General features: G+C 76.2%; 20 protein-coding genes. 14 read left to right on the top strand and 6 right to left on the bottom strand.

The window, feature by feature from the left end; translation table 11 throughout:
* Window positions 1–10 precede the first annotated feature (10 nt).
* On the bottom strand, window positions 11–1,021 hold the full coding sequence (locus tag AFE02nite_RS09395) for an ABC transporter substrate-binding protein (RefSeq protein ID WP_034247006.1): 1,011 nt from the start codon (window positions 1,019–1,021) through the stop codon (window positions 11–13).
* Between the two features lie 171 nt (window positions 1,022–1,192).
* Here AFE02nite_RS09395 and AFE02nite_RS09390 point away from each other — a divergent pair, with 171 nt between their 5' ends.
* The 6 genes from AFE02nite_RS09390 to AFE02nite_RS09365 all read left to right on the top strand — a co-directional run bounded on the left by AFE02nite_RS09390 (window position 1,193) and on the right by AFE02nite_RS09365 (window position 6,999).
* Window positions 1,193–2,047 carry a PaaX family transcriptional regulator gene (locus tag AFE02nite_RS09390; RefSeq protein ID WP_052113763.1) on the top strand — a complete coding sequence of 285 codons (855 nt, stop codon included), beginning with the start codon at window positions 1,193–1,195 and terminating at the stop codon, window positions 2,045–2,047.
* Window positions 2,048–2,183: 136 nt separating this feature from the next.
* Complete coding sequence (locus tag AFE02nite_RS09385) at window positions 2,184–3,872, top strand: AMP-binding protein (protein ID WP_146819525.1); 1,689 nt, start codon at window positions 2,184–2,186, stop codon at window positions 3,870–3,872.
* On the top strand, window positions 3,869–5,059 hold the full coding sequence (locus tag AFE02nite_RS09380) for a thiolase family protein (RefSeq protein ID WP_034247008.1): 1,191 nt from the start codon (window positions 3,869–3,871) through the stop codon (window positions 5,057–5,059). The genes AFE02nite_RS09385 and AFE02nite_RS09380 overlap by 4 nt, the downstream gene beginning before the upstream one ends.
* A 120-nt stretch (window positions 5,060–5,179) precedes the next feature.
* On the top strand, window positions 5,180–5,647 hold the full coding sequence (locus tag AFE02nite_RS09375) for a MaoC family dehydratase (RefSeq protein ID WP_146819524.1): 468 nt from the start codon (window positions 5,180–5,182) through the stop codon (window positions 5,645–5,647).
* Window positions 5,644–6,621, top strand: a complete 978-nt coding sequence (locus AFE02nite_RS09370; RefSeq protein WP_307726042.1) for an SDR family NAD(P)-dependent oxidoreductase — start codon at window positions 5,644–5,646, stop codon at window positions 6,619–6,621. The genes AFE02nite_RS09375 and AFE02nite_RS09370 overlap by 4 nt, the downstream gene beginning before the upstream one ends.
* A gap of 3 nt (window positions 6,622–6,624) precedes the next feature.
* The gene (locus AFE02nite_RS09365) at window positions 6,625–6,999 is read left to right on the top strand and encodes an acyl-CoA thioesterase (RefSeq protein WP_034247010.1); all 375 of its coding nucleotides are present in this window, start codon (window positions 6,625–6,627) and stop codon (window positions 6,997–6,999) included.
* A 21-nt stretch (window positions 7,000–7,020) separates the two neighbouring features.
* On the opposite strand, the gene AFE02nite_RS09360 is transcribed toward AFE02nite_RS09365, so the two are convergent.
* Window positions 7,021–7,959: a PaaX family transcriptional regulator gene (locus AFE02nite_RS09360; RefSeq protein WP_052113764.1), complete on the bottom strand. Its 939-nt coding sequence runs from the start codon at window positions 7,957–7,959 to the stop codon at window positions 7,021–7,023.
* 96 nt (window positions 7,960–8,055) lie between these two features.
* Here AFE02nite_RS09360 and AFE02nite_RS09355 point away from each other — a divergent pair, with 96 nt between their 5' ends.
* From AFE02nite_RS09355 to AFE02nite_RS09345, 3 genes are read left to right on the top strand one after another with little or no spacing between them, the layout of a single operon-like run.
* Complete coding sequence (locus AFE02nite_RS09355) at window positions 8,056–8,928, top strand: fumarylacetoacetate hydrolase family protein (RefSeq protein WP_146819523.1); 873 nt, start codon at window positions 8,056–8,058, stop codon at window positions 8,926–8,928.
* Window positions 8,925–11,081 carry an acetate--CoA ligase family protein gene (locus AFE02nite_RS09350; protein WP_261765563.1) on the top strand — a complete coding sequence of 719 codons (2,157 nt, stop codon included), beginning with the start codon at window positions 8,925–8,927 and terminating at the stop codon, window positions 11,079–11,081. Before AFE02nite_RS09355 ends, AFE02nite_RS09350 begins: the two co-directional genes overlap by 4 nt.
* A complete protein-coding gene (locus AFE02nite_RS09345; RefSeq protein WP_146819522.1) occupies window positions 11,068–12,288 on the top strand; it encodes an FAD-dependent monooxygenase in 1,221 nt (406 codons plus the stop codon). The genes AFE02nite_RS09350 and AFE02nite_RS09345 overlap by 14 nt, the downstream gene beginning before the upstream one ends.
* 283 nt (window positions 12,289–12,571) lie before the next feature.
* Here the strand turns inward: AFE02nite_RS09345 and acs are convergent, their stop codons facing one another.
* The 3 genes from acs to AFE02nite_RS09330 form a co-directional block, all read right to left on the bottom strand.
* The gene (gene acs / locus AFE02nite_RS09340; protein WP_034249208.1) at window positions 12,572–14,578 is read right to left on the bottom strand and encodes an acetate--CoA ligase; all 2,007 of its coding nucleotides are present in this window, start codon (window positions 14,576–14,578) and stop codon (window positions 12,572–12,574) included.
* Between the two features lie 165 nt (window positions 14,579–14,743).
* Window positions 14,744–15,694, bottom strand: coding sequence for a hypothetical protein (locus AFE02nite_RS09335; RefSeq protein WP_146819521.1), 951 nt, complete (start codon window positions 15,692–15,694; stop codon window positions 14,744–14,746).
* A gap of 137 nt (window positions 15,695–15,831) precedes the next feature.
* Window positions 15,832–16,713: a formate/nitrite transporter family protein gene (locus AFE02nite_RS09330; RefSeq protein ID WP_261765562.1), complete on the bottom strand. Its 882-nt coding sequence runs from the start codon at window positions 16,711–16,713 to the stop codon at window positions 15,832–15,834.
* A gap of 133 nt (window positions 16,714–16,846) precedes the next feature.
* Here AFE02nite_RS09330 and AFE02nite_RS09325 point away from each other — a divergent pair, with 133 nt between their 5' ends.
* Entirely contained in the window at window positions 16,847–17,944 is a 1,098-nt protein-coding gene (locus AFE02nite_RS09325) for an NADH:flavin oxidoreductase/NADH oxidase (protein WP_034249027.1), read from the top strand.
* A 325-nt stretch (window positions 17,945–18,269) separates the two neighbouring features.
* On the opposite strand, the gene AFE02nite_RS09320 is transcribed toward AFE02nite_RS09325, so the two are convergent.
* On the bottom strand, window positions 18,270–19,055 hold the full coding sequence (locus tag AFE02nite_RS09320) for an HAD family hydrolase (RefSeq protein WP_034249026.1): 786 nt from the start codon (window positions 19,053–19,055) through the stop codon (window positions 18,270–18,272).
* Between the two features lie 358 nt (window positions 19,056–19,413).
* Between AFE02nite_RS09320 and AFE02nite_RS09315 the strand changes: the two genes are divergently transcribed.
* Genes AFE02nite_RS09315 through AFE02nite_RS09300 form a run of 4 tightly spaced genes read left to right on the top strand, consistent with a single transcriptional unit; the run spans window position 19,414 to window position 22,253 of the window.
* On the top strand, window positions 19,414–20,091 hold the full coding sequence (locus AFE02nite_RS09315) for a nucleotide-binding protein (RefSeq protein ID WP_186814516.1): 678 nt from the start codon (window positions 19,414–19,416) through the stop codon (window positions 20,089–20,091).
* Window positions 20,084–21,154 (top strand): TadA family conjugal transfer-associated ATPase, encoded by a 1,071-nt coding sequence (locus AFE02nite_RS09310; protein WP_146819519.1) that lies wholly within the window; start codon window positions 20,084–20,086, stop codon window positions 21,152–21,154. The genes AFE02nite_RS09315 and AFE02nite_RS09310 overlap by 8 nt, the downstream gene beginning before the upstream one ends.
* 2 nt (window positions 21,155–21,156) lie before the next feature.
* Entirely contained in the window at window positions 21,157–21,801 is a 645-nt protein-coding gene (locus AFE02nite_RS09305; RefSeq protein ID WP_222594375.1) for a type II secretion system F family protein, read from the top strand.
* Complete coding sequence (locus AFE02nite_RS09300) at window positions 21,798–22,253, top strand: type II secretion system F family protein (RefSeq protein WP_146819517.1); 456 nt, start codon at window positions 21,798–21,800, stop codon at window positions 22,251–22,253. The genes AFE02nite_RS09305 and AFE02nite_RS09300 overlap by 4 nt, the downstream gene beginning before the upstream one ends.
* Window positions 22,254–22,308: the final 55 nt, after the last annotated feature.

Genomic DNA, 22,308 nt, shown 5'->3' with positions numbered 1-22,308 from the left:
ATGGAGCCTGTCACTCGGCGATGACCTGGGCCAGGTCGGGCGCGGAGTCGAAGTACCCGTGCTCGACCGCGAGGTCCGCCAGGCCCTGGATCAGGTCGCGGTCCAGGTCGGTCGTGAACGTGGGCAGGGGCAGGCCGGCGGCCGCCTCGGCCGGCAGGTTCAGGTTGTCGACGAGGGCCTGGCGCACGGCGTCGTCGTTCTCGGCCGCCCAGGCGAAGGCCGCGGCGAACGCCTCGCGGACCTTGGCCACGAGCTCGGGGTCGTCGGCGACCGTGGAGCCGGTGGCCTGGATGACGAGCGTCGGCAGGCCCGGCAGGACCGCCTGGTAGGGGTAGACGACGACGCTGCCGCCGGCGCCCACGATCATCGAGACGAAGGGCTCGGGCACCCAGGCGGCGTCGATGTTGCCGGCCTCGAGCTGGGCCTTGGCGTCGGGGAAGGCGACCTCGACGAACTCGATCGTGCTCGGGTCGCCGCCGTCGGCCTCGACCGCGGCGGAGATCGTCAGGTCGCCGGCCGCGCCGAGGGAGTTGACGGCGACACGCTTGCCTGCGAGGTCGGCCGGGCTGGCGATGTCGCTGCCCGCCGGCGCCACGACGGCGTTGATGTCGTCGCCCTCGGCGTAGCTCGAGGCGTAGTTGGCGATGATCTTCACGTCGAGCCCCTGCAGGCTCGCGCGCAGGGCGCCGAACGGCTGGCCGACGGAGAAGTCGACGTCGCCGTTGACCAGCGCGGGCATCGCCTGCGCGCCGCCCTGGATGGGCTGGACGGTCACGTCGAGGCCGTGCTCGGCGAAGACGCCGGCGTCGACGGCGGCCCACAGCGGGGCCGTCTCGCTGATGCTCAGGGCGCCGATGGTGATGGCGACGGGGTCGGCGTCCGCCTGGTCGGCGGCGTCCGTCTCGGTCGTGTCGGGGGTGTCGGGGGCGTCGGGCTCGGTCTCGGCGTCGGACGAGCAGGCCGCCACCCCGAGGGACAGGGCGGCGACGAGCGCGACCGCGAAGGCGGGACGTCGGGTCATGGGGGGTCCTCAATTCTGCGTTGAATCTCGGCTCGCGGAACGGCTCGTGCGTGGCCCGGCCAGGCCGGCCGCGGTGATGCGTGGCGCGCAATGCATGACACTTGAGCGGCAATCGTGCAGTCGTAATGTCACATGTGTCAATGGCGAGGTTCGCCTGCGATACTCGCGCCCATGCCGTCCGGGCTCGAGGGGGAGGGCGGGGCGGACCGCGTGCGGCGCCGCCCCGAGCAGCTGCTGCTCGCGTTCCTCGGCGAGCTGGTGCTGGGCCACGACGTCGCGCCCGTGCCGTCCGCGGTGCTCGTCGACGTCCTGGCGGAGCTCGACGTCGGTGAGCCCGCGACGCGCGCCGCGCTCGCGCGCATGGCGCGCCGCGGCCTGCTCGCGCCCGTGCGCTCGGGCCGGACCGTGGCCTACGACCTGACGCCGGCGAGCGAGCGGGTGCTGCGCGACGCGCACGGCCGGATCTTCGCGGACGACCCCTTCGCGCCCGAGGGCGCGGGCTGGACGCTCGTCACGTTCTCCGTGCCGGAGCGCCAGCGCGACCTGCGGCACCGCCTGCGCGCCCAGCTCGCGTGGGCCGGCTTCGGGCTGCTCCGCGACGGCCTGTGGATCGCGCCGGGCGAGGTGGACGTCGCCGAGGTGCTCGGCGAGGTGCCCGCCGACGCGCCGGGCCTCGACCTCGCCGCGTTCCGCGCCGTCGAGGTGCCCGGCTTCTCCGCCGCGCGCAGCGTGCGCACGGCCTGGCGCCTGGGGGAGATCCGCGAGCGGCACGACGCGTTCCAGGACCGGTGGGCTGCCTGGCCCGGGCCGGGGTCGGGCCCGACGACGGCCGTCCGGGACCTCACGGCGCTCGTGGCGGACTGGCTCGCGCTCCTGCGGGCCGTGCCCCGTCTGCCGGTGGAGCACCTGGACGTCGACTGGCCGTCGACGGCGTCGGTCGCGCTGTTCCGTGGGCTGCACGAGGCGCTCGCGGGTCCGGCGCGGGGCGAGCTGGCGCGGCGGCTGGCACCGGCGCGCGCCCGCTGACGTTCTACGTCTGGCTGACGATCGTCACGGTTTTGCTTGACGTCTGCCGTGTCTACGGCGCACGATGCCTGCGACGGGCCGTCCGCGACCCGTCCCGCGGACACGACGGCGTGACCGCGTCACGAGGAGGTGAGCGGTGACCGACGCACCCGCGACGGCCGGCCAGGACGCCACGGCGGCGTCCCCCGGCGACCTCGGCCGCGCCAACTACGCCTCGGTGTGGGACGCCGTCGCGCGCGCCGTGCCGGAGCGGCCCGCGGTGGTCGCCGAGGGGCGGGTGCTCACCTACCGCGAGTTCGAGGACGCCGCCGCGCGGCTCGCGACGACGTTCGCCCGCCACGGGCTAGGCCCGGACTCCACCGTCGCGATCTTCATGTACAACCGCGTCGAGTACCTGACCACGCTGTACGCGGCGTACAAGATCGGCGCGATCCCGGTCAACATCAACTTCCGCTACGGCGGCGCCGAGCTGGCCGAGCTACTGGACGTCTCGCGGCCGCAGGCGCTCGTGTTCCCCACGAGCCTGCGCGCCGCCGTCGTGGACGCGGCGGACCGCATCGCCCTGCCGGGCCTCGTGCTCGCGGTGCCCGACGACGACGCCCCCCTCGAGCCGGGCCTGCCGTTCGCGGGCGCGCTGACCGCGGCGCCCCTGCCGCCGCGCGCGCTGTCACCGGAGCACAAGATCTTCATGTTCACGGGCGGCACCACGGGCCGGCCGAAGGCCGTCGTCTGGACGCACGGGAACCTGTTCGACTCCCAGCAGTTCTCGATCTACGGCTCGCTGCCCGTGGACCCGCCCGCCACGCTCGACGACGTCACGCGCATCGCGGCGCGCGAGGACCTGCCGCCCACCGTCTGCCTGCCGCTGACGCCGATGATGCACGCGACCGCGCTGTTCAACGTCATGAACGCGATGGTCCTGGGCGGGGCGGTGGTCTTCCTGTCCGCGGCGAGCCTGGACCCGTGGGCGGCGCTCCGGGCGATCGCCGAGCATCGCGTGACGCGCCTGATCGTGGCGGGGAACGCCGTCGTCGGGCCGCTCGTGGAGGCGCTCGAGCAGCCCGCGGGGGCGGACCTCGACGTGTCCTCCCTCGGCACCGTCCTCAGCTCGGGGATGGCCTGGTCGGACGACCTCAAGGCCCGGCTGCTCGCGCGCGCCCCGCACGCGACGCTCATCGACATCGTCGGGGCGAGCGAGGGCGGGCCGTTCGCCTACGGCGTCGTGCGCGGGCCGGGCGACCTGCCGTGCCGGCCGCGGCTGGCGCCGGGCGCCGTCGTGCTCGACGCGGACCTCGCGGAGGTGCAGGACGTCGTCGGCGCGACCGGGACGCTCGCGTACCGCGGCCTGATGCCCCTGGGCTACCACGGCGACCCCGTGCGCACCGAGCAGTCCTACCCGACCATCCGCGGCGTCCGGCACTGCATGCCCGGCGACTACGTGCGCGTGCTCGGCGACGGGTACGTCGAGCTGCTCGGGCGCGGGTCGGGCGTGGTGAACACGGGCGGGGAGAAGGTCTACCCGGCCGAGGTCGAGGAGGTGATCCTCGCGATGCCGGACGTCACCGACGCCGTCGTGCTCGGGCTGCCCGACCAGCGGTGGGGCGAGATCGTCGCCGCGATGGTCGTCACCGTGCCGGGCTCGACGCTCACCGCCGAGGAGGTCCGCGCGGAGGTCGGGCGGCACCTGGCCGGCTACAAGAAGCCGCGGCGCGTGCTCCTCGTGGACCGCCTCGAGCGCAGCCCCAGCGGCAAGCTCAACATGCGCTCGCTGCGGGCGCAGGCCCGCGAGCTCCTGACCACCGACCCCGAGGGAGTGCAGCGATGAGGTTCACCCAGGCGTACATCCCCTTCGGCATGAGCTGGACCTCGCCGTTCGCGAAGTGGCAGGGGCCGCTCGCGGAGCTGAACAGCCTCGACATGGCCGTCGACGTGACCGGCCGCGCGCTCGCCGACCGCGGGCTGGCGCCGGAGGACATCACGCAGTGGACGCTCGGCTGCACCGTGCCGCAGCAGTACGGGTTCTACGGCGTCACGGGCATCTCGCGCCGGCTCGGCGCCGGCGACCACGGCGGGCCGTGGCTCTCGCGGGCCTGCGCGACGTCGGCGGTCGTCGTCGAGCACCTCGCCACGCAGGTGGAGCTCGGCGCGCACGCCACGACGATCGGCGTCATCACCGACCGGACCAGCAACGGCCCGCTGATGCTGTGGAGCAGCGCGCAGGGGGCGGGCGGCGCGCCCGTCGCCGAGCACTGGGTGCTCGATCCGATGAAGCTCGACCCGACCACCGGCCAGAGCATGAACGACACGGCCGAGAACACCGCGGCCGACGGCGGGTACTCCCGCCAGCAGGTCGACGACGTCGCGCTGATGCGCTACGAGCAGTACCTCACCTCGCTCGCCGACGACCGCGCGATCCAGCGCGAGTACATGGTCCCCGTGCGCATCCCGCGCCGGAAGGGCGAGGACTGGCTCGAGGCGGACCACGGCGTCTTCCCGACGACGGCCGAGGGCCTCGCGCGGCTCGCACCCGTCAAGCCCGGCGGCGTCGTGACCTACGGCGCGCAGACGCACCCGGCGGACGGGTGCGCCGGCGTCGTCGTCGCGAACGAGGGCCGGGCGCGCGAGCTGGGCCGGGGCGGGGTGACCGCGCAGGTGCTGGCCACGGGCTTCGGCCGCGCGGCGCCCGCGTACATGCCCAAGGCGCCCGTGGCGGCGGCCCGGCGCGCGCTGGCCGACGCCGGCGTCGACATCGCCGACGTCGACGTGGTGACCACGCACAACCCGTTCGCGGTCAACGACCTGTGGTTCGCCGACCAGACCGGCTACCCGCTCGAGCGGATGAACCCGTACGGGTCCTCGCTCGTGTACGGCCACCCGCAGGGTCCGACCGGCGCCCGCGCGATCACCGAGCTCGTGCACGCCCTGCACGCGCGTGGCGGCGGCCTCGGCCTCTTCACGGGCTGCGCGGCGGGCGACTCGGCGGGCGCCGTCGTCGTCCGCGTCGACGGCTGACCCCCGAACCACCACGCCCACCCGAGTGGAGCGTTCGCACCCCGAGTGGAGCGTTTCCGACCGACACGCCCGGCGTTTCTGTCGGAAACGCTCCACACCCGACCGAGAGAGAGACCGACGATGACGACCGCACCGGCCCGCGCCGACATCCCCCTCGCCGACCTGCCCAGCCACGTCGGGATGACGTTCGGTCCCTCGTCGTGGCGCGAGGTGACCCAGGACGAGGTGAACCGGTTCGCCGACCTCACCGGCGACCACAACCCCGTCCATCTCGACCCGGACTTCGCCGCGGGGACGCCGTTCGGCGGGACCATCGCGCACGGCTACCTCACGCTCGCGCTGGTGGTGCCCCTGATGGCCGACGTCGTGCAGGTGACCGGCGTCGGCACCGGCGTGAACTACGGGCTGGACCGGCTGCGCTTCCCCGCGCCGGTGCGCGTGGGCTCGCGGATCCGGCTGACGTCGACCCTCGCCGAGGTCGCCGAGGTCGCGGGTGGGCTCCAGGCGGTCTTCGAGAACGTCGTCGAGGTCGAGGGGCAGGCCAAGCCGGCCATGGCCGCCACGATGATCGTGCGGTACTACCGGTGAGCGCGGGCGTGAGCGGCGCGAGCGCGGGCGTGAGCGGCACGGACCTGACCGGCCGCGTCGCCGTCGTCACGGGCAGCGGACGCGGCCTGGGGCTGGCCTACGCGCGGGCGCTCGCCGCGGCGGGCGCGTCCGTCGTCGTGAACGACGTCGATGCGGCCACCGCGCAGGCGGCCGTCGACGCGATCACGGCCGACGGCGGTGCGGCGGTCGCGGTCGTCGCACCGGTGGGCCCGACCGAGACCGCGGACGCGCTCGTCGCCGCGGCCGTGGAGTCCTTCGGGCGGCTGGACGCGCTGGTCACGAACGCGGGCGTGCTGCGCGACCGCGTCCTGTGGAAGATGACCGACGACGACTTCGACCTCGTCGTCGCCACGCACCTGCGCGGCACGTTCACCACCGCGCGCGCCGCCGCCGTGCACATGCGCGAGCGCGGCGAGGGCGGGCGGCTGGTGCTCGTCGGCTCACCGGCCGGCCAGCACGGGAACTTCGGCCAGACGAGCTACGCGGCCGCGAAGGCCGGCATCGTCGCGATGGCGCGCACGTGGTCCCTCGAGCTCGCCCGCGCGGGGATCACGGTGAACGCCGTCGTGCCCACGGCCATCACGGCGATGACCGCCACCATCCCCGTGTACCAGGGCGTCGCCGAGGCGTACGACCGCGGGGAGCCGTTGCCGCCCGTCGTCCGCCGCGAGCACGCGCTGGGCGGCCCCGAGGACGTGGCGCCCCTGGTCGTGTGGCTCGCCTCCGCGGCGGCCGCCGACGTCACCGGGCAGGCGTTCGGCATCGGCGGCGACAAGCTGTCGCTGTACACGTACTCCGAGGAGGTCGGGGTCACCTACCACGACGGCGGCTGGACGGCCGACGCCATCGGGCAGGCGTGGGAGGGCGCGCTCGCCGCGCATCGCCAGGCCAGCGGGATCACGCTCCCCCCGCTCGACGCCCCGCTCGACGCCCCGCTCGAGCCCGCCGGCTGAGCGGTGCGCAGCCACAGCGAGCCCGTCCGCGTCGAGTTCGTCGACACCGACGCGGGCGGGCGCATCCACCACACCGCGGCGCTGCGCTGGGCCGAGCGCGCGGAGCACCAGCTGCTGCGCGGGGCCGGCTGGGGCGACCTGACGTCGTTCCCGCGGCGCCGCGTCGCGGCGGAGTTCCTGGCGCCGCTGCGGTTCGGCGACGAGGTGGTGGTCGAGATCCGGCCCACGGCGCTCGGGCGCACCTCGATCACCTACGGCTGGCGCGTGCTGCGCGAGGGCCAGGTGTGCGTCGAGGGCTCGATCACGTGCGTGCACGTGGACGACGACGGGCGCGCCGCCCCGCTGCCGGACGGGCTCCGGGCCGCGCTCGAGGGCTGAGCGCGGGGGCGCCCGCCACGCTCAGGCGACCGGCCGGGGTCCGGGCGGGTCCGCGGTGACGGAGAACTGGACGACGCGGTCGGCCAGCTCGGGCGCGTAGGTGGCGATGACCTGCCGCACGCGCACGGACGCCGGGGCGCCGAGCTGTTCGTACGTCTCGAGGAACAGCTCGCGGGCACGGTCGCGCGGCCAGTCGGCCGGCAGCAGGCGGCGCGGCAGGTCGGGGTCCAGCCCCGGGAACGCGCGCCAGGCGTCCATCAGCTCGGTGCGCTTGACCAGGGCGTCGACGGGCGTGATGGCGCCCTTGCCGAGGGCGGCGCGGGTCGGGGACCACTCGTCGACGAACGCCCGGTAGAGGTCGGCGAGCCCGTCCAGGTCCCACGCGGCCTGCGGCGGCAGCGCCTCGGTCGAGGTCTCGGGCGACGTCGCGACGAACGACGTCGCGTTGGTGACCCCGAGCTCGGCGAGCTCGGCGAGGGCCTGGGCGTGCCGCGGGTGCGGGGAGATCCACAGCGCGTCGTACAGCGGCGCGAAGCCCAGCCAGCGCAGGCGCGTGCGCAGGGCCTCGCGCGCGGAGCGGTTCGCCTCGGGCACGGAGAACGCGACGAGGCTCCAGCGGCCGTCCCAGTCCTGGCCGTCCACCTTGCCGAAGTCGGTGATGCGGACGGCGCCCTCGCGCATGACGTGCTGGCCGCGCTCGGACATCGAGTAGAAGGTGTTCCGGCCGTTGCGGGAGGACTCGAGGAGCCCGTGCTTGACCATGCGGCTCAGCGCCGCGCGGGCGGCGACGTCGCTGACCGAGAAGTCTGCGAGCAGGTCGACGAGCGCGGCCGAGGGCAACGGCTCGGTCTGCCCCCACCAGTAGTCGCCGAGGAGCGTGAGCAGGAGGCTCGGCGGCGAGCCCTGCCGCGTGCGGGGTGCGCGCCCGCGCGGGGGCTCGCCGGTTGCCGGTCCGGCCATGTCCGGCCTCCTTCCGATGGTTGACACATCCTATGGCGCTCGTCGATAGTCGTGTCACACACAAACGGTGACACGCCGAGCGGGGAGTCAACGACGATGAGGCTAGCCAGCACGGTGGACGCGCGCCTCGTCGTCGTGACCGGTGATCGGCTGGTGGACGTCACGGACGCCCTCGGCCTCGCGGCCGGCCCGGGCGTCGGGCCGGGCGGGCCGCTCCTGGCGCTCCTCGAGCGCGGCGACGCGGCCGAGGCGCTCGCGGCCCTCGACCTCGACGCCCTGCCGTCCGCGCCGTCCGCCGACGGCGCCCGCCTCGCCGCACCCCTCGCGCGCCCCGGCAAGGTGGTCGGCGCGCCGGTCAACTACGTCGACCACAAGGTCGAGATGCACGAGCAGCGGACCATCGCCGACTACGGCGTCTTCCTCAAGGCGAGCAGCTCGGTGATCGGGCCGGGGGAGGACATCCGCCTGCCGTACCGCGACGTGCGCACCGACCAGGAGGGCGAGCTCGGCGTCGTCATCGGGCGGACGGCGAGCCGGGTGCCGGCCGAGCGGGCGCTCGACCACGTCTTCGGGTACGTGCCGCTGCTGGACATCACGGTGCGCTCCGGCGAGGACCGGTCCACGCGCAAGTCGTTCGACACGTTCACGCCGATCGGCCCGTGGGTGACCACCGCGGACGAGGTCGGCGACCCCGGCGCCCTGCGCCTGCGCTGCTGGGTGGGCGACGAGCTCCGCCAGGACGTGTCGACCGGCGAGCTCATCTTCGACGTCGCGCAGCTCGTCGCGTACGCCAGCCACGTCATGACGCTGCACCCGGGCGACGTCATCGCCAGCGGAACGCCGGCCGGCGTCGGGCCGATCGCGGCGGGCCAGCGCGTCGCCGTCGAGATCGAGCGGCTCGGCCGGCTCGAGGTCGGCGTGACCGACGACGGCGCCATCGCCTACGCCGACCGCCCGGGCGCCCGGTGACGGCCGTCCGCCCGGCGGCCGACGAGGCCGTGGAGCCCGCGGGTCACGCCCTGGCGCCGCTGTTCCGGCCGGCGAGCATCGCCGTCGTCGGGGCGTCCGCGAGCCCCGGCAAGGCCGGCTACGCCATGGTCCAGGCGCTGCGGGGCTTCCCGGGCGTCCTGCACCCGGTGAACCCGCGCGGCGGGGAGGTGCTCGGCCGCCCCGCGATCGGCAGCCTGCGCGAGGCGCCCGGCACGGACCTGGCCGTGCTCGTGGTGCCGCCCGACGTCGTCCCGGGCGCCCTCGAGGACGCGGCCGCCGCCGGGGTGCGGGCCGCCGTCGTCTGTGCGGGCGGCTTCGCCGAGAGCGGGCCCGAGGGTGCCCGACTCCAGGAGCGCGCGCTCGCGGTGGCGCGCGCGGGCGGCATCCGGCTGCTCGGCCCGAACACCTCCGGGTTCATGAACCCGGTCGACCGCGCCACGGCGAACTTCATGCCGGCGGTCGCCGACCTGCTGCCCGGGACGGTGGGCGTCGTCGCGCAGTCGGGCGGGATCAACCTGGCGATCGCATTCCTGCTCGCCCGCGCGGGCGTCGGGCTGCGGCTGGGGGTCGGGCTCGGCAACGCCGCGGACGTCTCCTTCGCCGACGTCCTGGACTTCCTCGCCGCCGACGAGCGGACGACCGCCGTCGGGCTGCACGTCGAGGGCGTCGCCGACGGGCGCGCCCTCGTCACGGCGGTCCGCCGGACCGTCGCTCGCAAGCCGGTGGTCGCGTTCTGCGTCGGCCGGTCCGACGTCTCGGCCTTCGCGCGGTCGCACACCGGCGCCATGGCGGGCTCCTGGGCGCTCACGCGGGCCGCGCTCGAGCAGGCCGGCGCCGTCGTCGTCGACGGGCTCGACGACCTCGTCGCGGCGCTCGCCGTGCTGCGGGCGGTGCGCGTGCCCGCGGCGCGCGAGGTCGGGGTCGGGCTCGTCACCGGGCAGGCCGGGCCGGGCCTGGTCGTGGCCGACGCACTGGGCGCCCGCGGCATCGTGCTCCCGGCCCTGGCCCCGACGACGCGCGAGCGGCTCGCGGGCCTGCTGCCCCCGCTGACCTACCAGGCCAACCCGGTGGACACCGGCCGGCCGACCGAGACCTTCCCGGCCGTGGTCGAGGCCGTCGCGGCCGATCCGGCGATCGACGTCGTCGGCGTCTTCGCGCTCGACGAGCCCGGCGCGCTCGAGCCGTCGGCGGCAGCCCGCGGTGCGACGGCCGGCGCGGGCGCAGCGGGCCGCGTGGTGTTCGCGACCGGCGGCCCCGACGCGGCGCTGGCCGACCGGCGCCGGGCTCTGGACGCCCTCGGCGTACCCCTGCTGACCAGCCCGGGCGCCCTCGCGACCGGCCTGGCCGCGGTCGTGGCCGACGCGCGGGCCCGGGCCGTGCGCGACGTCGTGCCCGAGCCCGCCACGGCCGCCGTACCGACCCAGCCCGCCGGGCCCGCGCGCTCGATCGGCCGCACGCTCGACGAGCACGAGGCCAAGACGCTCCTGGCCGGGTACGGCCTGCGCACGCCGCGGCGCGTCGTCGCGGACGACCGCGCGGCCGCGCACGCCGCGCTGGCGGCCCTGGGCGGGCCGGTCGTGGTCAAGGTGCTCGACGCGCGGGTGCTGCACAAGTCCGACGTCGGCGGCGTGCACGTCGGCGTCCGTGACCCGGCGGCGCTCGACGCCGCCCTCGACGCGATCGACGCGATCGAGGTCCCGGGCGACGGCGGTGCGGAGGCGGGCGAGCGCCGGCGGTACCTGCTCGAGGAGCTGGCGCCGGCCGGGGTCGAGCTCATCGTCGGCGCGCTGCGGGACGCGGTCTTCGGGCCGGTCGTCCTGCTCGGGCTGGGCGGGGTGGCCGCCGAGCTCGCCGGCCCGCCGGTGCTGCGGCTCGCGCCGCTGTCGCCGGAGCGGGCCCTGGAGATGGTCGACGCGCTGCCGTCCGCGGTGCTGGCCGGGTTCCGCGGCGCGCCCGCGGTCGACCGCCCGGCGCTCGCCGCGGTGCTGCGCGCGATCGGCACACTGGTCAGCGAGCACGACGACGTCGCGGAGGTGGACTGCAACCCGGTCCGCCTCACCGCCGACGGACCGCTCGTGCTCGACGCGCTCGTGATGACGGGCCGAACCGAGGAGCGACATGGCGGGGTATGAGCAGCGCGAGGCGCTCGTCGTCGGCGCGGGACCGGTGGGGCTGACCGCGGCGCTCGCGCTGCGCTCCTACGGGGTGCCGGTGACGGTGCTGGAGGCGGGGCCCGACGGGCGTCAGCGCCCGGGCAGCCGCGCGATCTTCACGCACTCCAACACGCTCACGATCCTCGACCGGCTGAGCCCCGGCCTCGGCGCGGAGCTGTCGACGCACGGCGTCTACTGGAACACCCAGCGCACGTTCTACGAGGGCCGCGAGGTCTACGCGAAGACCTACCCCGACCCGCCGGCGGGCACGTACCCGCACTTCACGTCGCTCCCGCAGGTCCACATCGAGGCGTACCTGTACGCCCGGGCGGTCGCGGCGGGCGTCGAGTTCGCGTGGGACCAGGAGGTGGCCGACGTCGCGGCCGACGCCGAGGGCGTCACCGTGACGACCGCGGCCGGGACCGCCTGGCGCGCGCCGTACGTCATCGGCGCGGACGGGTCGCGGTCGGTGGTGCGCCGGCAGATCGGCGCGCGCATGGAGGGCAGCCGCGACGAGGGCTGGTACATCGTGGTCGACGTCGCCGAGCTCGAGCAGCCCGCGCTGCCCAACGAGCGGCACTTCCACTACGCGCACCCCGCGGTCGGCGGGCGCAACGTGCTCGTGGTGCCCTTCGCGGGCGGTTACCGCGTGGACCTGCAGCTGGTCGACGGCGACGACCCGGAGGCCCTCGCCTCGCCCGAGGGCGTGCGCGCGTGGCTCGACGCCGTCCTGCCGGCCGGGTACGCGGACCGCACCACCTGGGTCTCCACCTACCAGTTCCTCCAGCTCGTCGCGCACGACTTCGCCGACCCCACGCGCCGCGTGCTCCTCGTGGGGGAGGCCGCGCACCTGTTCGCGCCCTTCGGCGCACGCGGCCTGAACTCGGGCGTGCCCGACGCCGAGGCGGCCGCCCTCGCCGTCGTGCTCGCGCGGCAGGCGACCAACCCGGCGGCCGCGCGGTCAGCGGTCGAGACGTTCGCCCTGGCGCGGCGCTCGGCCGCGCTGTTCAACCGCGACGCCGCGGGCGAGGCGCTGGCCCACCTGCGCCCGACGCCGGAGCGCGCCGCCGAGGTGCGCGCCGCCGCCGAGCGGGCGCCGCAGGACGAGGCCGCCTCCACGTGGCTGGAGAAGGCGCCCTACGGCCCCCGGGGCGTGCCGCGCGCGGAGACGGTCTACCGCTACTGAGCCGCCCGCGCGCCGGGCAGCTGACGCGTGCCCGTGGTCGTGCCGGGCTACCCGTTGCCCGCGCGTCGGGCGGCTGACGCCCGTGCACCCACCGCCGCTCTTGTGGCAGGAGTAACCGGTGCGGCTGGTGTGGTGTCGCACGGGCCTCACGCGTCGCATCCGTACCAAGAGCGGCGGTGCGTGTTCGGGAGTGGGGTACGGGGGTGGGGTGCGGGGGTGACGGGGTGGGTCACACCAGTCCCACGGGCCACCTCAGTACCAGGAGCGGCGGTGGGTGCTCGCGTCAGCCCTCGTCGGAGCCCGCGGCCGGCTTGTCGAGGCCCGCCGAGATCAGCGCCATCACCGAGGAGTCCGCGAGCGTCGTCACGTCGCCCACCGGGCGGTGCTCGGCGACGTCGCGCAGGAGGCGGCGCATGATCTTGCCCGAGCGCGTCTTGGGCAGCTCCTGCACCACGAGGATCGTCCGCGGCTTGGCGATCGGGCCGATCTGGCTGGTCACGTGCGCGCGCAGGGTCGCGGCGACGTCGGCGCCCTCGCCCGGCTCGTCGACCTGCGAGAGGTACTCCTGGCGCAGGATGACGAACGCGACCACGGCCTGGCCGGTGGTCTCGTCGCTCGCGCCGACGACGGCGGCCTCGGCCACCATCGGGTGCGACACGAGCGCCGACTCGATCTCGGTCGTGGACAGGCGGTGGCCCGAGACGTTCATGACGTCGTCCACGCGGCCGAGCAGCCAGATGTCGCCGTCGTCGTCCTTCTTGGCGCCGTCGCCCGCGAAGTACTGCCTGTCGAACCGCGACCAGTACGTCTCGACGAACCGCTCGTGGTCGCCCCAGATGCCGCGCAGCATCGCCGGCCAGGGCTCGGTGAGGACGAGGTAGCCGCCGGAGCCGTTGGGCACGGGCTCGCCCATCTCGTCGACGACGTCCGCCGCGATGCCGGGCAGCGGCGTCATCGCCGAGCCGGGCTTGGCTGCCGTCACGCCGGGCAGCGGGGAGATCATGATGGCGCCGGTCTCGGTCTGCCACCACGTGTCGACGACGGGCGTCCGGTCGCCGCCGATGGTGCGGCGGTACCAGACCCACGCCTCGGGGTTGATCGGCTCGCCCACGCTGCCGAGCAGGCGCAGCGCGCTCAGGTCGTGCTGGGCGGGGATGTCGGCGCCCCACTTCATGAAGGTGCGGATCGCCGTCGGCGCCGTGTAGAGGATGGTCACGCCGTGCTTGGCGGCGAGCTCCCACCAGCGGCCCTTGTGCGGGGTGTCGGGCGTGCCCTCGTACATCACCTGGGTGGCGCCGTTCGTCATCGGGCCGTAGACGATGTAGCTGTGGCCGGTGACCCAGCCGACGTCGGCGGTGCACCAGTAGACGTCCGTCTCGGGCTTGAGGTCGAAGACGTTCAGGTGCGTGTAGGCGGTCTGGACGAGGTAGCCGCCCGTGGTGTGGAAGATGCCCTTCGGCTTCCCGGTGGTCCCGGACGTGTAGAGGATGAACAGCGGGTGCTCGGCCTCGACGGGCACCGGCGTGTGCTGGTCGGACGCGGCCTCGAGCGCCTCGTGCCACCAGAGGTCGCGGCCCTGCGTCCAGGCGACCTCCTGCCCGGTGCGGCGGACGACGAGCACGTTGCGGACCGTGGTCCCGCCCTCGAGCGAGGCGTCGACGGCCGGCTTGAGCGCCGACGGGTTGCCGCGCCGGTGGCCGCCGTCGGCCGTGATGACCAGCACCGCGGAGGCGTCCTCGATGCGCGAGCGCAGCGCCTCGGCGGAGAAGCCGCCGAAGACCACCGAGTGCACCGCGCCGATGCGCGCGCAGGCGAGCATCGCGATGACCGCCTCGGGGATCATCGGCAGGTAGATCGCGACGCGGTCGCCCTTGCCCACGCCGAGCGCCTCGAGCGCGTTGGCGGCGCGGGAGACCTCGCGCAGGACGTCGGCGTAGGTGAGCGTGCGCTCGTCGCCGGGCTCGCCCTCGAAGTGGAAGGCGACGCGGTCGCCGTGGCCGGCCTCGACGTGCCGGTCCACCGCGTTGTAGCAGGCGTTCAGGGTGCCGTCGTGGAACCACTTGGCGACGGGGGCGTCCGACCAGTCGAGGACCTGCGTGAACGGCGTGTCCCAGCTGACCAGGGCGCGGGCCTGCTCGGCCCAGAAGCCGAGGCGGTCCGAGGCGGCCCAGGCGTAGAGCTCGTGCCGCGCGTTGGCCTGCTCCGCGAACTCCGGGGCGGGCGGGAAGCGCCGCTCCTCGGCCAGCAGGTTCTCCAGCGGGGTGCTCGTCCCTGGCGTCTCGGTCGTCACAGGTGCCTCCGGCAGCGTCGTCGATGCGGAACGTCCGGCAGCAGGGGGGTCTCACCGGACCGGTGCGTGCTGCGGACTATAGCCGGGCCTGGGACCTAAGTCCTGTCGGAGGCGCGGCCGTGGGACGCCGGCCGGACGCCGTCCGCGTCGGTCGGGGGAGCCCGCTCAGCGCGGTGCGCGGATGCGTTCGGCGGCCGCGACCTGCTCGGCCCAGCGCCGGCCGCGACGCCGCGCGACCGCCGTCGCGATGCCGCCGGCGAGCAGCAGGGTGCCCACGACGACGAGGTAGCCGCTCATCGCCGTCTGCGCGAGCTGGTCCGCGGGCGCGGGCACGTCGCCGGTGATCGACGCGACGAGGTCCTCCATGGCGTCGGGGACGGCCAGGTACGCGATGCCCAGCCCGACGCCCCAGAGCGCGCCGCCGGTGATCGGCAGGGCCGGGCTCCAGATGCCGAGCACCGCGACGGCCGCGAGCAGCACGAGGCCCCCAACGAGGAGCCCGACGCCGAGCGCGTCCGTGCCCATGTCGTCGGTGCCGGCGATGTCCGCGAGGCGCGCGATGCCCACCCCGACCAGCAGCAGCCCGACGGGCGTCACCAGCACGCCGAGCAGGGCGGCGAGGACGTGCCGCCACGCGCCCGGCTTGGCCGGCGCCTCGGGGACGTCGCGGCGGGAGCGGTACTCCGGCGCCGGCGCGTCCTCCGGCGCCGGGACCGGCGCAGGGATCGGCGTGGGCGCGGGCTCCGGTGCGTACGCGGGCGCGGGCACGGCCGCGGGCGTCGGCACGGCCGCGGGGGTGGGCGTGGGCGCGGCCACCGGGGTGGGTGCGAAGCCGGCGGGCGGGGGCGGCGTCGTGCCGAGCGGTGCGGGCGCCGGCGTGAGCGGTGCCTCGTCGCGGGGCTCGGGCGCGCTCGGCGGGTACGGGCGCGGCGCGGCGTGCGCGCCCGGCACGGTCGCAGCCGCGGGGGCCGGCGGTGCGTCGTCGACGACCGGTGCGTCGTCGTCGACCGGCGGTGCGGCCTCGACGACGGGCGCGTCGTCGGCGGGCGGTGCTTCGGGGCCCTGCGGGGCGGGCGTCGTCGGGTCGTCCTGGCTGTCGCGGGGCGTCGTGGACATGCGTCCCCTCCTGTCGCGGATGGCCTGCGCCTCAACCTAGCGCCGACGATCTTCGGGCACGAGGGGAGCGTGCGTGCCCATCTCGCCGCGGCGCCGTGCGTCGGGCCGTGCGTGGCCCGACGGCCGTCTCGGGACGGTCAGGCGCGGGGCGCCCCGACGGCCTCGGGTGCCGGCTGCGCCGCCTGCGCGGTGACGGGCGCGGTGACGGGCGTGGTGACGGGCGCAGCGACCGGCGCGGCGACCGGCGTCGGGCGGCCCGCCGCGTAGGCGTAGCCGGCGCCGATGACGACGGCGCCCCCCACGAGGTTCCCGAGCCCGACGACGACCATGTTCTCCGCGAAGGCCGCCCACGACGTCTCCGGCAGCGCGCCGACGAGGCCCAGCGCGAACGTGGTCATGTTCGCGACGACGTGCTCGAACCCGCTGGTGATGAAGGCGAGCAGGCACCAGAAGATGACGATGAGCCGGGCGACCTCCGAGCGCATGCGGGCGCCGGCCCAGATCGCCAGGCAGACGAGCGCGTTGCAGAGGACGCCGCGCCAGAACAGCTGGCCGACGGTCTCGTGGCCCTTCGCCTCGAGCACGCCGGCGAGCATCTGCCCCGCGGCGGTGGTCGGTGCGGTCAGGCCGGTGAGGTGCACCATCGTGCCGAAGACGAAGGCGCCGGCCATGTTCCCGAGGAAGGAGAACGCCAGGGTGCCGCCCGCGCGGCCCCAGCCGAGCTCGCGGCGCAGCGCGCCCTGGGTCAGCGTCATCATGTTGGACGTCGCGAGCTCCGCGCCGGCCGCCACCACGAGCGTCAGGGCCACGCCGAACACGAGGCCCTGCACGAGGGGCGCCCAGGGGGAGTCGGCGGCGCGCAGGGGGCCCGCGGCGCTGAACATCAGCACCACGGCGACGCCGATGAACGCCCCGCCGTACATCGACTGCACGAGGTAGGCGAGCGGCCGCGCGGTGCCGCGGGCCTTGGTCGCGGCGGTGGCGGCCTGGGCGGTCATGGTGTCGGTGAGGCTCAGCACTGCTCCACTGTCCCTGGACCGGCCGGGTCAAACATGGGACGAAAGCCCGGCGGACATGGGACGAAAGGCGCCGCTGGTCCCGGTGATCATGGCGCACAGTGGATCGGTGACCCCCTCCGCCGCTCCTGCCCCCATGCCCACGACGACGCACCCGGCCCTGTTCACGCCCCTGACCCTGCGCGGGGTCACCGCCCGCAACCGCGTGTGGCTGGCGCCCATGTGTCAGTACTCGGCCGAGGGCGGGATGCCGGGCGAGTGGCAGCTCGTGCACCTGGCGGCCCGCGCGTCGGGCGGCTTCGGCCTGCTGGTCACGGAGGCGACGGCCGTCGTGCCCGAGGGGCGCATCACGCCGCAGGACGTCGGCCTGTGGTCCGACGAGCAGGCCCTGGCGTGGCGGCCCGTCGTCGACGCCGTGCACGCGCGCGGCGCGCTCGTCGCCGTCCAGCTCGCCCACGCGGGCCGCAAGGCCTCGACGTACCGGCCGTGGTCGGCGGCCCAGGGCACGGTCCCGCCCGACGACGGCGGGTGGGCCACCGTGGCGCCGTCGCCCCTGCCGTTCCCCGGCTACGCGCCGCCCACCGAGCTCGACGCGGCCGGCATCGCCGGCGTGGTCGACGCGTTCGCGGCGGCGACGCGCAGGGCGCTCGCGGCGGGGTTCGACGCCGTCGAGGTGCACGCCGCGCACGGCTACCTGCTGCACCAGTTCCTCTCGCCCCTGTCCAACGAGCGGACCGACGGCTACGGCGGCGACCTCGCCGGACGGGCGCGCCTGCTGCTCGAGGTGGTCCGGACCGTGCGGGCGGCCTGGCCCGAGGACCGGCCGCTGCTGGTCCGCCTGTCGGCCACGGACTGGACGGACGGCGGCCTGACCGTCGACGACGTCGCCACCGTCGCGACGTGGCTGGCCCCGCTGGGGGTCGACCTCGTCGACGTCTCGTCGGGCGGGAACGTCCTCGCGCCGGTCGCCGTCGGGCCGGGCTACCAGGTCCCGTTCGCGCGTGCCGTGCGCGAGGCGTCGGGGCTGGCGACGTCGGCCGTCGGGCTGATCGGGTCCGGCGCGGAGGCGGAGGCCGTGCTGACCGCGGGGAGCGCCGACGTCGTGATGATCGGGCGGCCGGCGCTCGCGGACGCGGCCTGGACGCTGCGTGCGGCGCACGAGCTGGGCGTGCCGGTCGGCCTGGACGGCGGCGCGCCGTGGCCGCCGCAGTACGTGCGCGGCGCCTGGGTCTGAGCGGACCCGTACACAAGGCGACGGCGCCCCTGCAGGGGCGCCGTCGTCGACAGCACTGGTGAACGAGGTATCAGGCGCTGCTCGATACGTACCGCAACGGGCTAGCCCGGTCGGCAGGTCCTCTCGAGGACTGGTCGCGCGTGGGTTCTCGTACCCGATGTGCTGTTGTGATTCCTTTCTACGCCACGGGTCGGCAATGCGGAAGCGTTGTCGCCGAGTTCACCCATACAGGCCTCTGACCTGCGCAGATGCGCGGCAGATGGGTCGCCAGGCGGGACGTTCCCGCTCACCATGTGACCCGCTCGTGCGACCGCGGGCGGCGTCCTCAGGCCTGCCGGCGACGCCGGTGCCGCACCAGCAGCACGAGCCCGACGGCAGCGGCTGCGATCACGGCTGCCGCGGGGACGGTGCGCCGCGGCGGCGGGAAGGACGGCCGGAGGGCGACCGGGCGCACGAAGGTCAGGGTCTCCCAGCCGTGCTCGACGGCGATCTTGCGGAGCGTGCGGTCGGGGTTGACGACGTGCCCGTGACCGACGAGGTCGAGCATCGGCGCGTCGGTCAGGGAGTCGGAGTAGGCGTAGCTCGCCGCCAGGTCGTAGCCCTTCTCCTCGGCGAGCTCGCGCACCGCCGTCGCCTTGTTCTCCCCGAACGCGTAGAAGGCGATCTCGCCGGTGTATCTCCCGTCGACGACCTCCATGCGGGTCGCGATGACGTGGTCGGCGCCGAGCATCTGGGCGATCGGCTCGACCACCTCCGAGCCCGACGCCGAGACGATGACCACGTCGCGGCCGGCGAGGTGGTGCTCGTGGATGAGCGCGATCGCCTCCGCGTACACGGTGGGCTCGATGTGCAGGTGCAGGGTCTCGGTGACGATCTGCGACACCTGCGCGACGTCCCAGCCCTTGACCATCGACGAGAGGAACTCCCGGAGCCGGTCCGTCTGCTCGCTGTCGGCGCGGCCGAGGAGGAAGAGGAACTGGGCGTAGGCCGTGCGGAGCACCTCGCGGCGGGTGATGAGGCCGCCCGCGAAGAACGGGCGCGAGAACGCGGTGACCGAGGACGTGGCGATGATCGTCTTGTCCAGGTCGAAGAACGCGGCCGCCGGCGACATCGCCCCCTCCTCTCGGCCCGGTCCGGTCCCGGTCGCGCGCCGTCGGTGCCGACCGTTCGGTCGAGCCTAGCGGGAACGCGTCGGGTGCCCGCCGGTGGGTCGCGCCTCGCCGCACGAGCCCCCGCGCGGCGTCGTCCCCAGGCGACCTGGCCGACGGCGTCGTCCCCAGCCCGGGCGGCCGGTCCGTCGCGGCGGACGGTCGGGCCGCGACGGTGGTCCCAGGCGTGGCGTCGGCGTGGCGGCGGCGGGGCGGCACCGGGGCGGTAGGACCGGGGCGCGGGGGACGGAGGGTTCGGTGCGGGGTTCAGGGCGGGGTTCAGGGCGGGGTCGGGCTCGCGGGCCCGGGCGGGCGGTCGTGGTGGTCGGGGCGGCCGGCGGCGTCGGCGCCTCGACGCTCGCTGCGCTGCTCGCGGCGCGCTGGGCGGCGGACGGCCGTCGGGTCGCGCTCGTGGACCTGGACGCGCGCGCGGGCGGGATCGAGGTGCTGCTGGGCATCGAGGGGGCCGACGGCGCCCGCTGGCCCGACCTGGCGGGTGCCCGCGGACCGGTGGGCGCGGCCGAGCTGCACGGGCTGCTGCCCAGGTGGGGCCCGGTCGAGGTGCTCGGGTCGGACCGGCGGACCGACGTCCTCGACCCGGCGGCGGTGCAGGCCGTCTGGTCAGGGCTGCTCGACAGCGGACGCACGGTCGTGGCCGACCTGCCCGCGCGAGCCCTCGGGCGCGAGGGCCTGGCGCCGTTGGCGGCGACGGGCGACGTCGTCCTCGTCACAGGTCAGGACGTGCTCGGGGTGGCCACCGCCTCCCTCGCGTGCGCATGCCTGCCGCCGCAGCCCCGCCTGGTGCTCCGGCGCCGCGCGTCGGCGCGCGTGGCACCCGCCCAGGTCGCGTCGACGCTCGGGCTCGGACTGCTCGGGCTGCTCCCCGCCGACCGTCGGGTCGCCGGAGCGGTGGACCGGGGCCTCGGGCCGGCCGTCGCCGGATGGTCGCGGCTGGCGCGGTCCGTCGCCCGGATCGCGCGGGGTCTCGAGGATGGCTGACGCCGGTGGGCTCGCGCACGTGCGGGGGGCCGGGGTGGTCGCCGCCCTGGTCGCCGACCCGGCGGTCAGCGACGTCCTCGTCAACGGGCCCCGGGAGGTGTGGGTCGATCGGGGCGCCGGCCTGGAGCGCGTCGAGTGCGACGTCGGCGACGTGCGCGGGCTCGCCGTCCGGCTCGCGGCCGCCGGTGGCGCCCGGCTCGACGACGCGGTGCCCGTGGTCGACGCCCGCCTGCCCGACGGCACGCGCCTGCACGCCGTGCTCCCGCCGGTGGCGGCCGACGGGGCGCTGGTCAGCCTGCGCACGCTGCGCCGTCGGGCGTTCGCGCTCGAGGAGCTCGTCGCGGCGGGGAGCGTGCACGCGGCGGTGGCGGGAGTGCTGCGCGGCCTGGTGCAGCGGCGCGCGAACGTCCTGGTCACGGGCGGCACGGGCACGGGCAAGACGACGCTGCTGTCGTCGCTGCTCTCGCTCGTGGGCGGCTCGGAGCGGATCGTGTGCATCGAGGAGGCGGTCGAGCTGGCGCCGGCCCACCCGCACGTCGTGCACCTCGTCGAGCGGCGGGCGAACGTCGAGGGTGCCGGCGAGGTCGGCCAGGCGGCGCTCGTCCGGCACGCGCTGCGGATGCGCCCGGACCGCATCGTGCTCGGCGAGGCCAGGGGCGCGGAGATCCGCGAGGTCCTGACGGCCCTGAACACCGGCCACCAGGGCGGGTGGGCGACCGTGCACGCGAACGCCGTCGCGGACCTGCCGGCGCGGCTCGAGGCGCTCGGGGCGCTGGCCGGCCTCGACCGGGCCGCGGTCGCCGCGCAGGCCGCCAGCGCGCTCGACGCCGTCGTGCACCTGCGGCGCGACGGGGGACGGCGGTGGGTCGCGGAGCTGGGCACCGTCCGTCGCTCCGCTGCGGGTGACGGCTGGGCCGTCGAGACCGTGCTGGCGGTCGACGCCGGCGGGGCCGTGGTGGCGGCCCCCGGGTGGGCGGCCTTCGCCAGGCGATGGGCGCCGGTCGATCCGGCCGGCGGGGGGGAGCTCGGGGGTGCGCGCGTGAGTGCGGGGGTGCGTCGGTGAGCGTGAGCGCGCGTCTGGCCGCGGTGCGGGGCCTGGGCGCCACGGCGGGTCCGCGACCCGCGGGCGGTGCGGGCCGCGTCGGCAGGGCGGGGGGCGTCGGGGGTGCGAGGGGCGTCGGGGGCGCGGGCGTCGTGGGGCGTGCGGGCGGTGCGGGCGGCGTCGGGGGCGCGGTGCTCGGCGTGGCGGCGGCGCTGCGCGCGGGCGCGTCGCCGTCCGTCGCCTGGGACCGGTGCTGGGGGATCGCTGCCCCGGACGGCATCCCTGCCCTCGCGGACGTCGCCGCGCGCTGCGGCGACCCGCGGCACGCCGCCGCGGTGGTCGCGGGGGCGCGACTCGCGGCGCGCACGGGCGCCTCGCTCGCGGTGGTGCTCGAGCGGGTCGGCGCCGCGCTCGCCGACGACGAGGCCGTCGAGGTGCAGCGGCGGGCGGCGCTCGCCGGTCCGCGGTCGACGGTGCGGGTCCTCAGCTGGCTGCCGTTGGCCGGGGTGGGGCTCGGCTGGTCACTCGGGGCCGACCCGGTCGCCGTGCTGCTGGACGGTGGGGGCGGGACAGCGCTGCTGGCCGGCGCCGCCCTGCTGACCTGGGCCGGACGCGCCTGGAGCGGCCGTCTGGTGGCAGCGGCCCGTGGCGCTGGGGTGGACCCGTGACCGGTGCGGCCGGTGCGGCCGGCGCCGAGGTGGGCGTCGCCATGCTGCTCGGCCTGCTCGAGGCTGCCTGCGCGGCCGGCGCCAGCGTGCCGGGCGCGCTCGACGCCGTGGGTGCCGCGGCGGACGGTCGCCGAGGGGCTGGGCTCATGACGGCCGGCCGACGGCTGGGGCAGGGCGCGTCGTGGCGCGAGGCGTGGGCGGGCACGGATCCCGCGCTGGCGCCGGTGGCCGTGGCCCTGCGCCCGAGCTGGGAGGACGGGGTGGCGCCCGGCGGGGCCCTGCGGGTGACGGCCGCCCACCTGCGCCGGGAGCGTCAGGCGGCCGCGCTCGATGCCGCAGGTCGGCTCGGCGTGCGGCTCGTGCTGCCGTTGGCGGTCTGCCACCTGCCGGCGTTCGTCCTGGTCGGGCTGGTGCCGGTGCTGATCTCTGTCGGTGGGGCGACGCTGCGGTGAGCGCCCCGTCCACAGGCCCCGGCCGCACCCGCCGTGCACCGCGGGCAGTGGCCCG

Source organism: Actinotalea fermentans (genome assembly GCF_007991475.1).
GTDB lineage: Bacteria > Actinomycetota > Actinomycetes > Actinomycetales > Cellulomonadaceae > Actinotalea > Actinotalea fermentans.
The sequence above is the reverse complement of the archived record's forward strand: the minus strand, read 5'-3'. Positions and strand labels throughout refer to the sequence as shown.

Coding starts and splice junctions, on each gene's coding strand:
- AFE02nite_RS09375 (WP_146819524.1), top strand. CDS start 5,180: ATGACGACCGCACCGGCCCGCGCCGACATCCCCCTCGCCGACCTGCCC.
- AFE02nite_RS09395 (WP_034247006.1), bottom strand. CDS start 1,021: ATGACCCGACGTCCCGCCTTCGCGGTCGCGCTCGTCGCCGCCCTGTCC.
- AFE02nite_RS09310 (WP_146819519.1), top strand. CDS start 20,084: ATGGCTGACGCCGGTGGGCTCGCGCACGTGCGGGGGGCCGGGGTGGTC.
- AFE02nite_RS09380 (WP_034247008.1), top strand. CDS start 3,869: ATGAGGTTCACCCAGGCGTACATCCCCTTCGGCATGAGCTGGACCTCG.
- AFE02nite_RS09320 (WP_034249026.1), bottom strand. CDS start 19,055: ATGTCGCCGGCGGCCGCGTTCTTCGACCTGGACAAGACGATCATCGCC.
- AFE02nite_RS09335 (WP_146819521.1), bottom strand. CDS start 15,694: ATGTCCACGACGCCCCGCGACAGCCAGGACGACCCGACGACGCCCGCC.
- AFE02nite_RS09355 (WP_146819523.1), top strand. CDS start 8,056: ATGAGGCTAGCCAGCACGGTGGACGCGCGCCTCGTCGTCGTGACCGGT.
- AFE02nite_RS09345 (WP_146819522.1), top strand. CDS start 11,068: ATGGCGGGGTATGAGCAGCGCGAGGCGCTCGTCGTCGGCGCGGGACCG.
- AFE02nite_RS09360 (WP_052113764.1), bottom strand. CDS start 7,959: ATGGCCGGACCGGCAACCGGCGAGCCCCCGCGCGGGCGCGCACCCCGC.
- AFE02nite_RS09390 (WP_052113763.1), top strand. CDS start 1,193: ATGCCGTCCGGGCTCGAGGGGGAGGGCGGGGCGGACCGCGTGCGGCGC.
- AFE02nite_RS09325 (WP_034249027.1), top strand. CDS start 16,847: ATGCCCACGACGACGCACCCGGCCCTGTTCACGCCCCTGACCCTGCGC.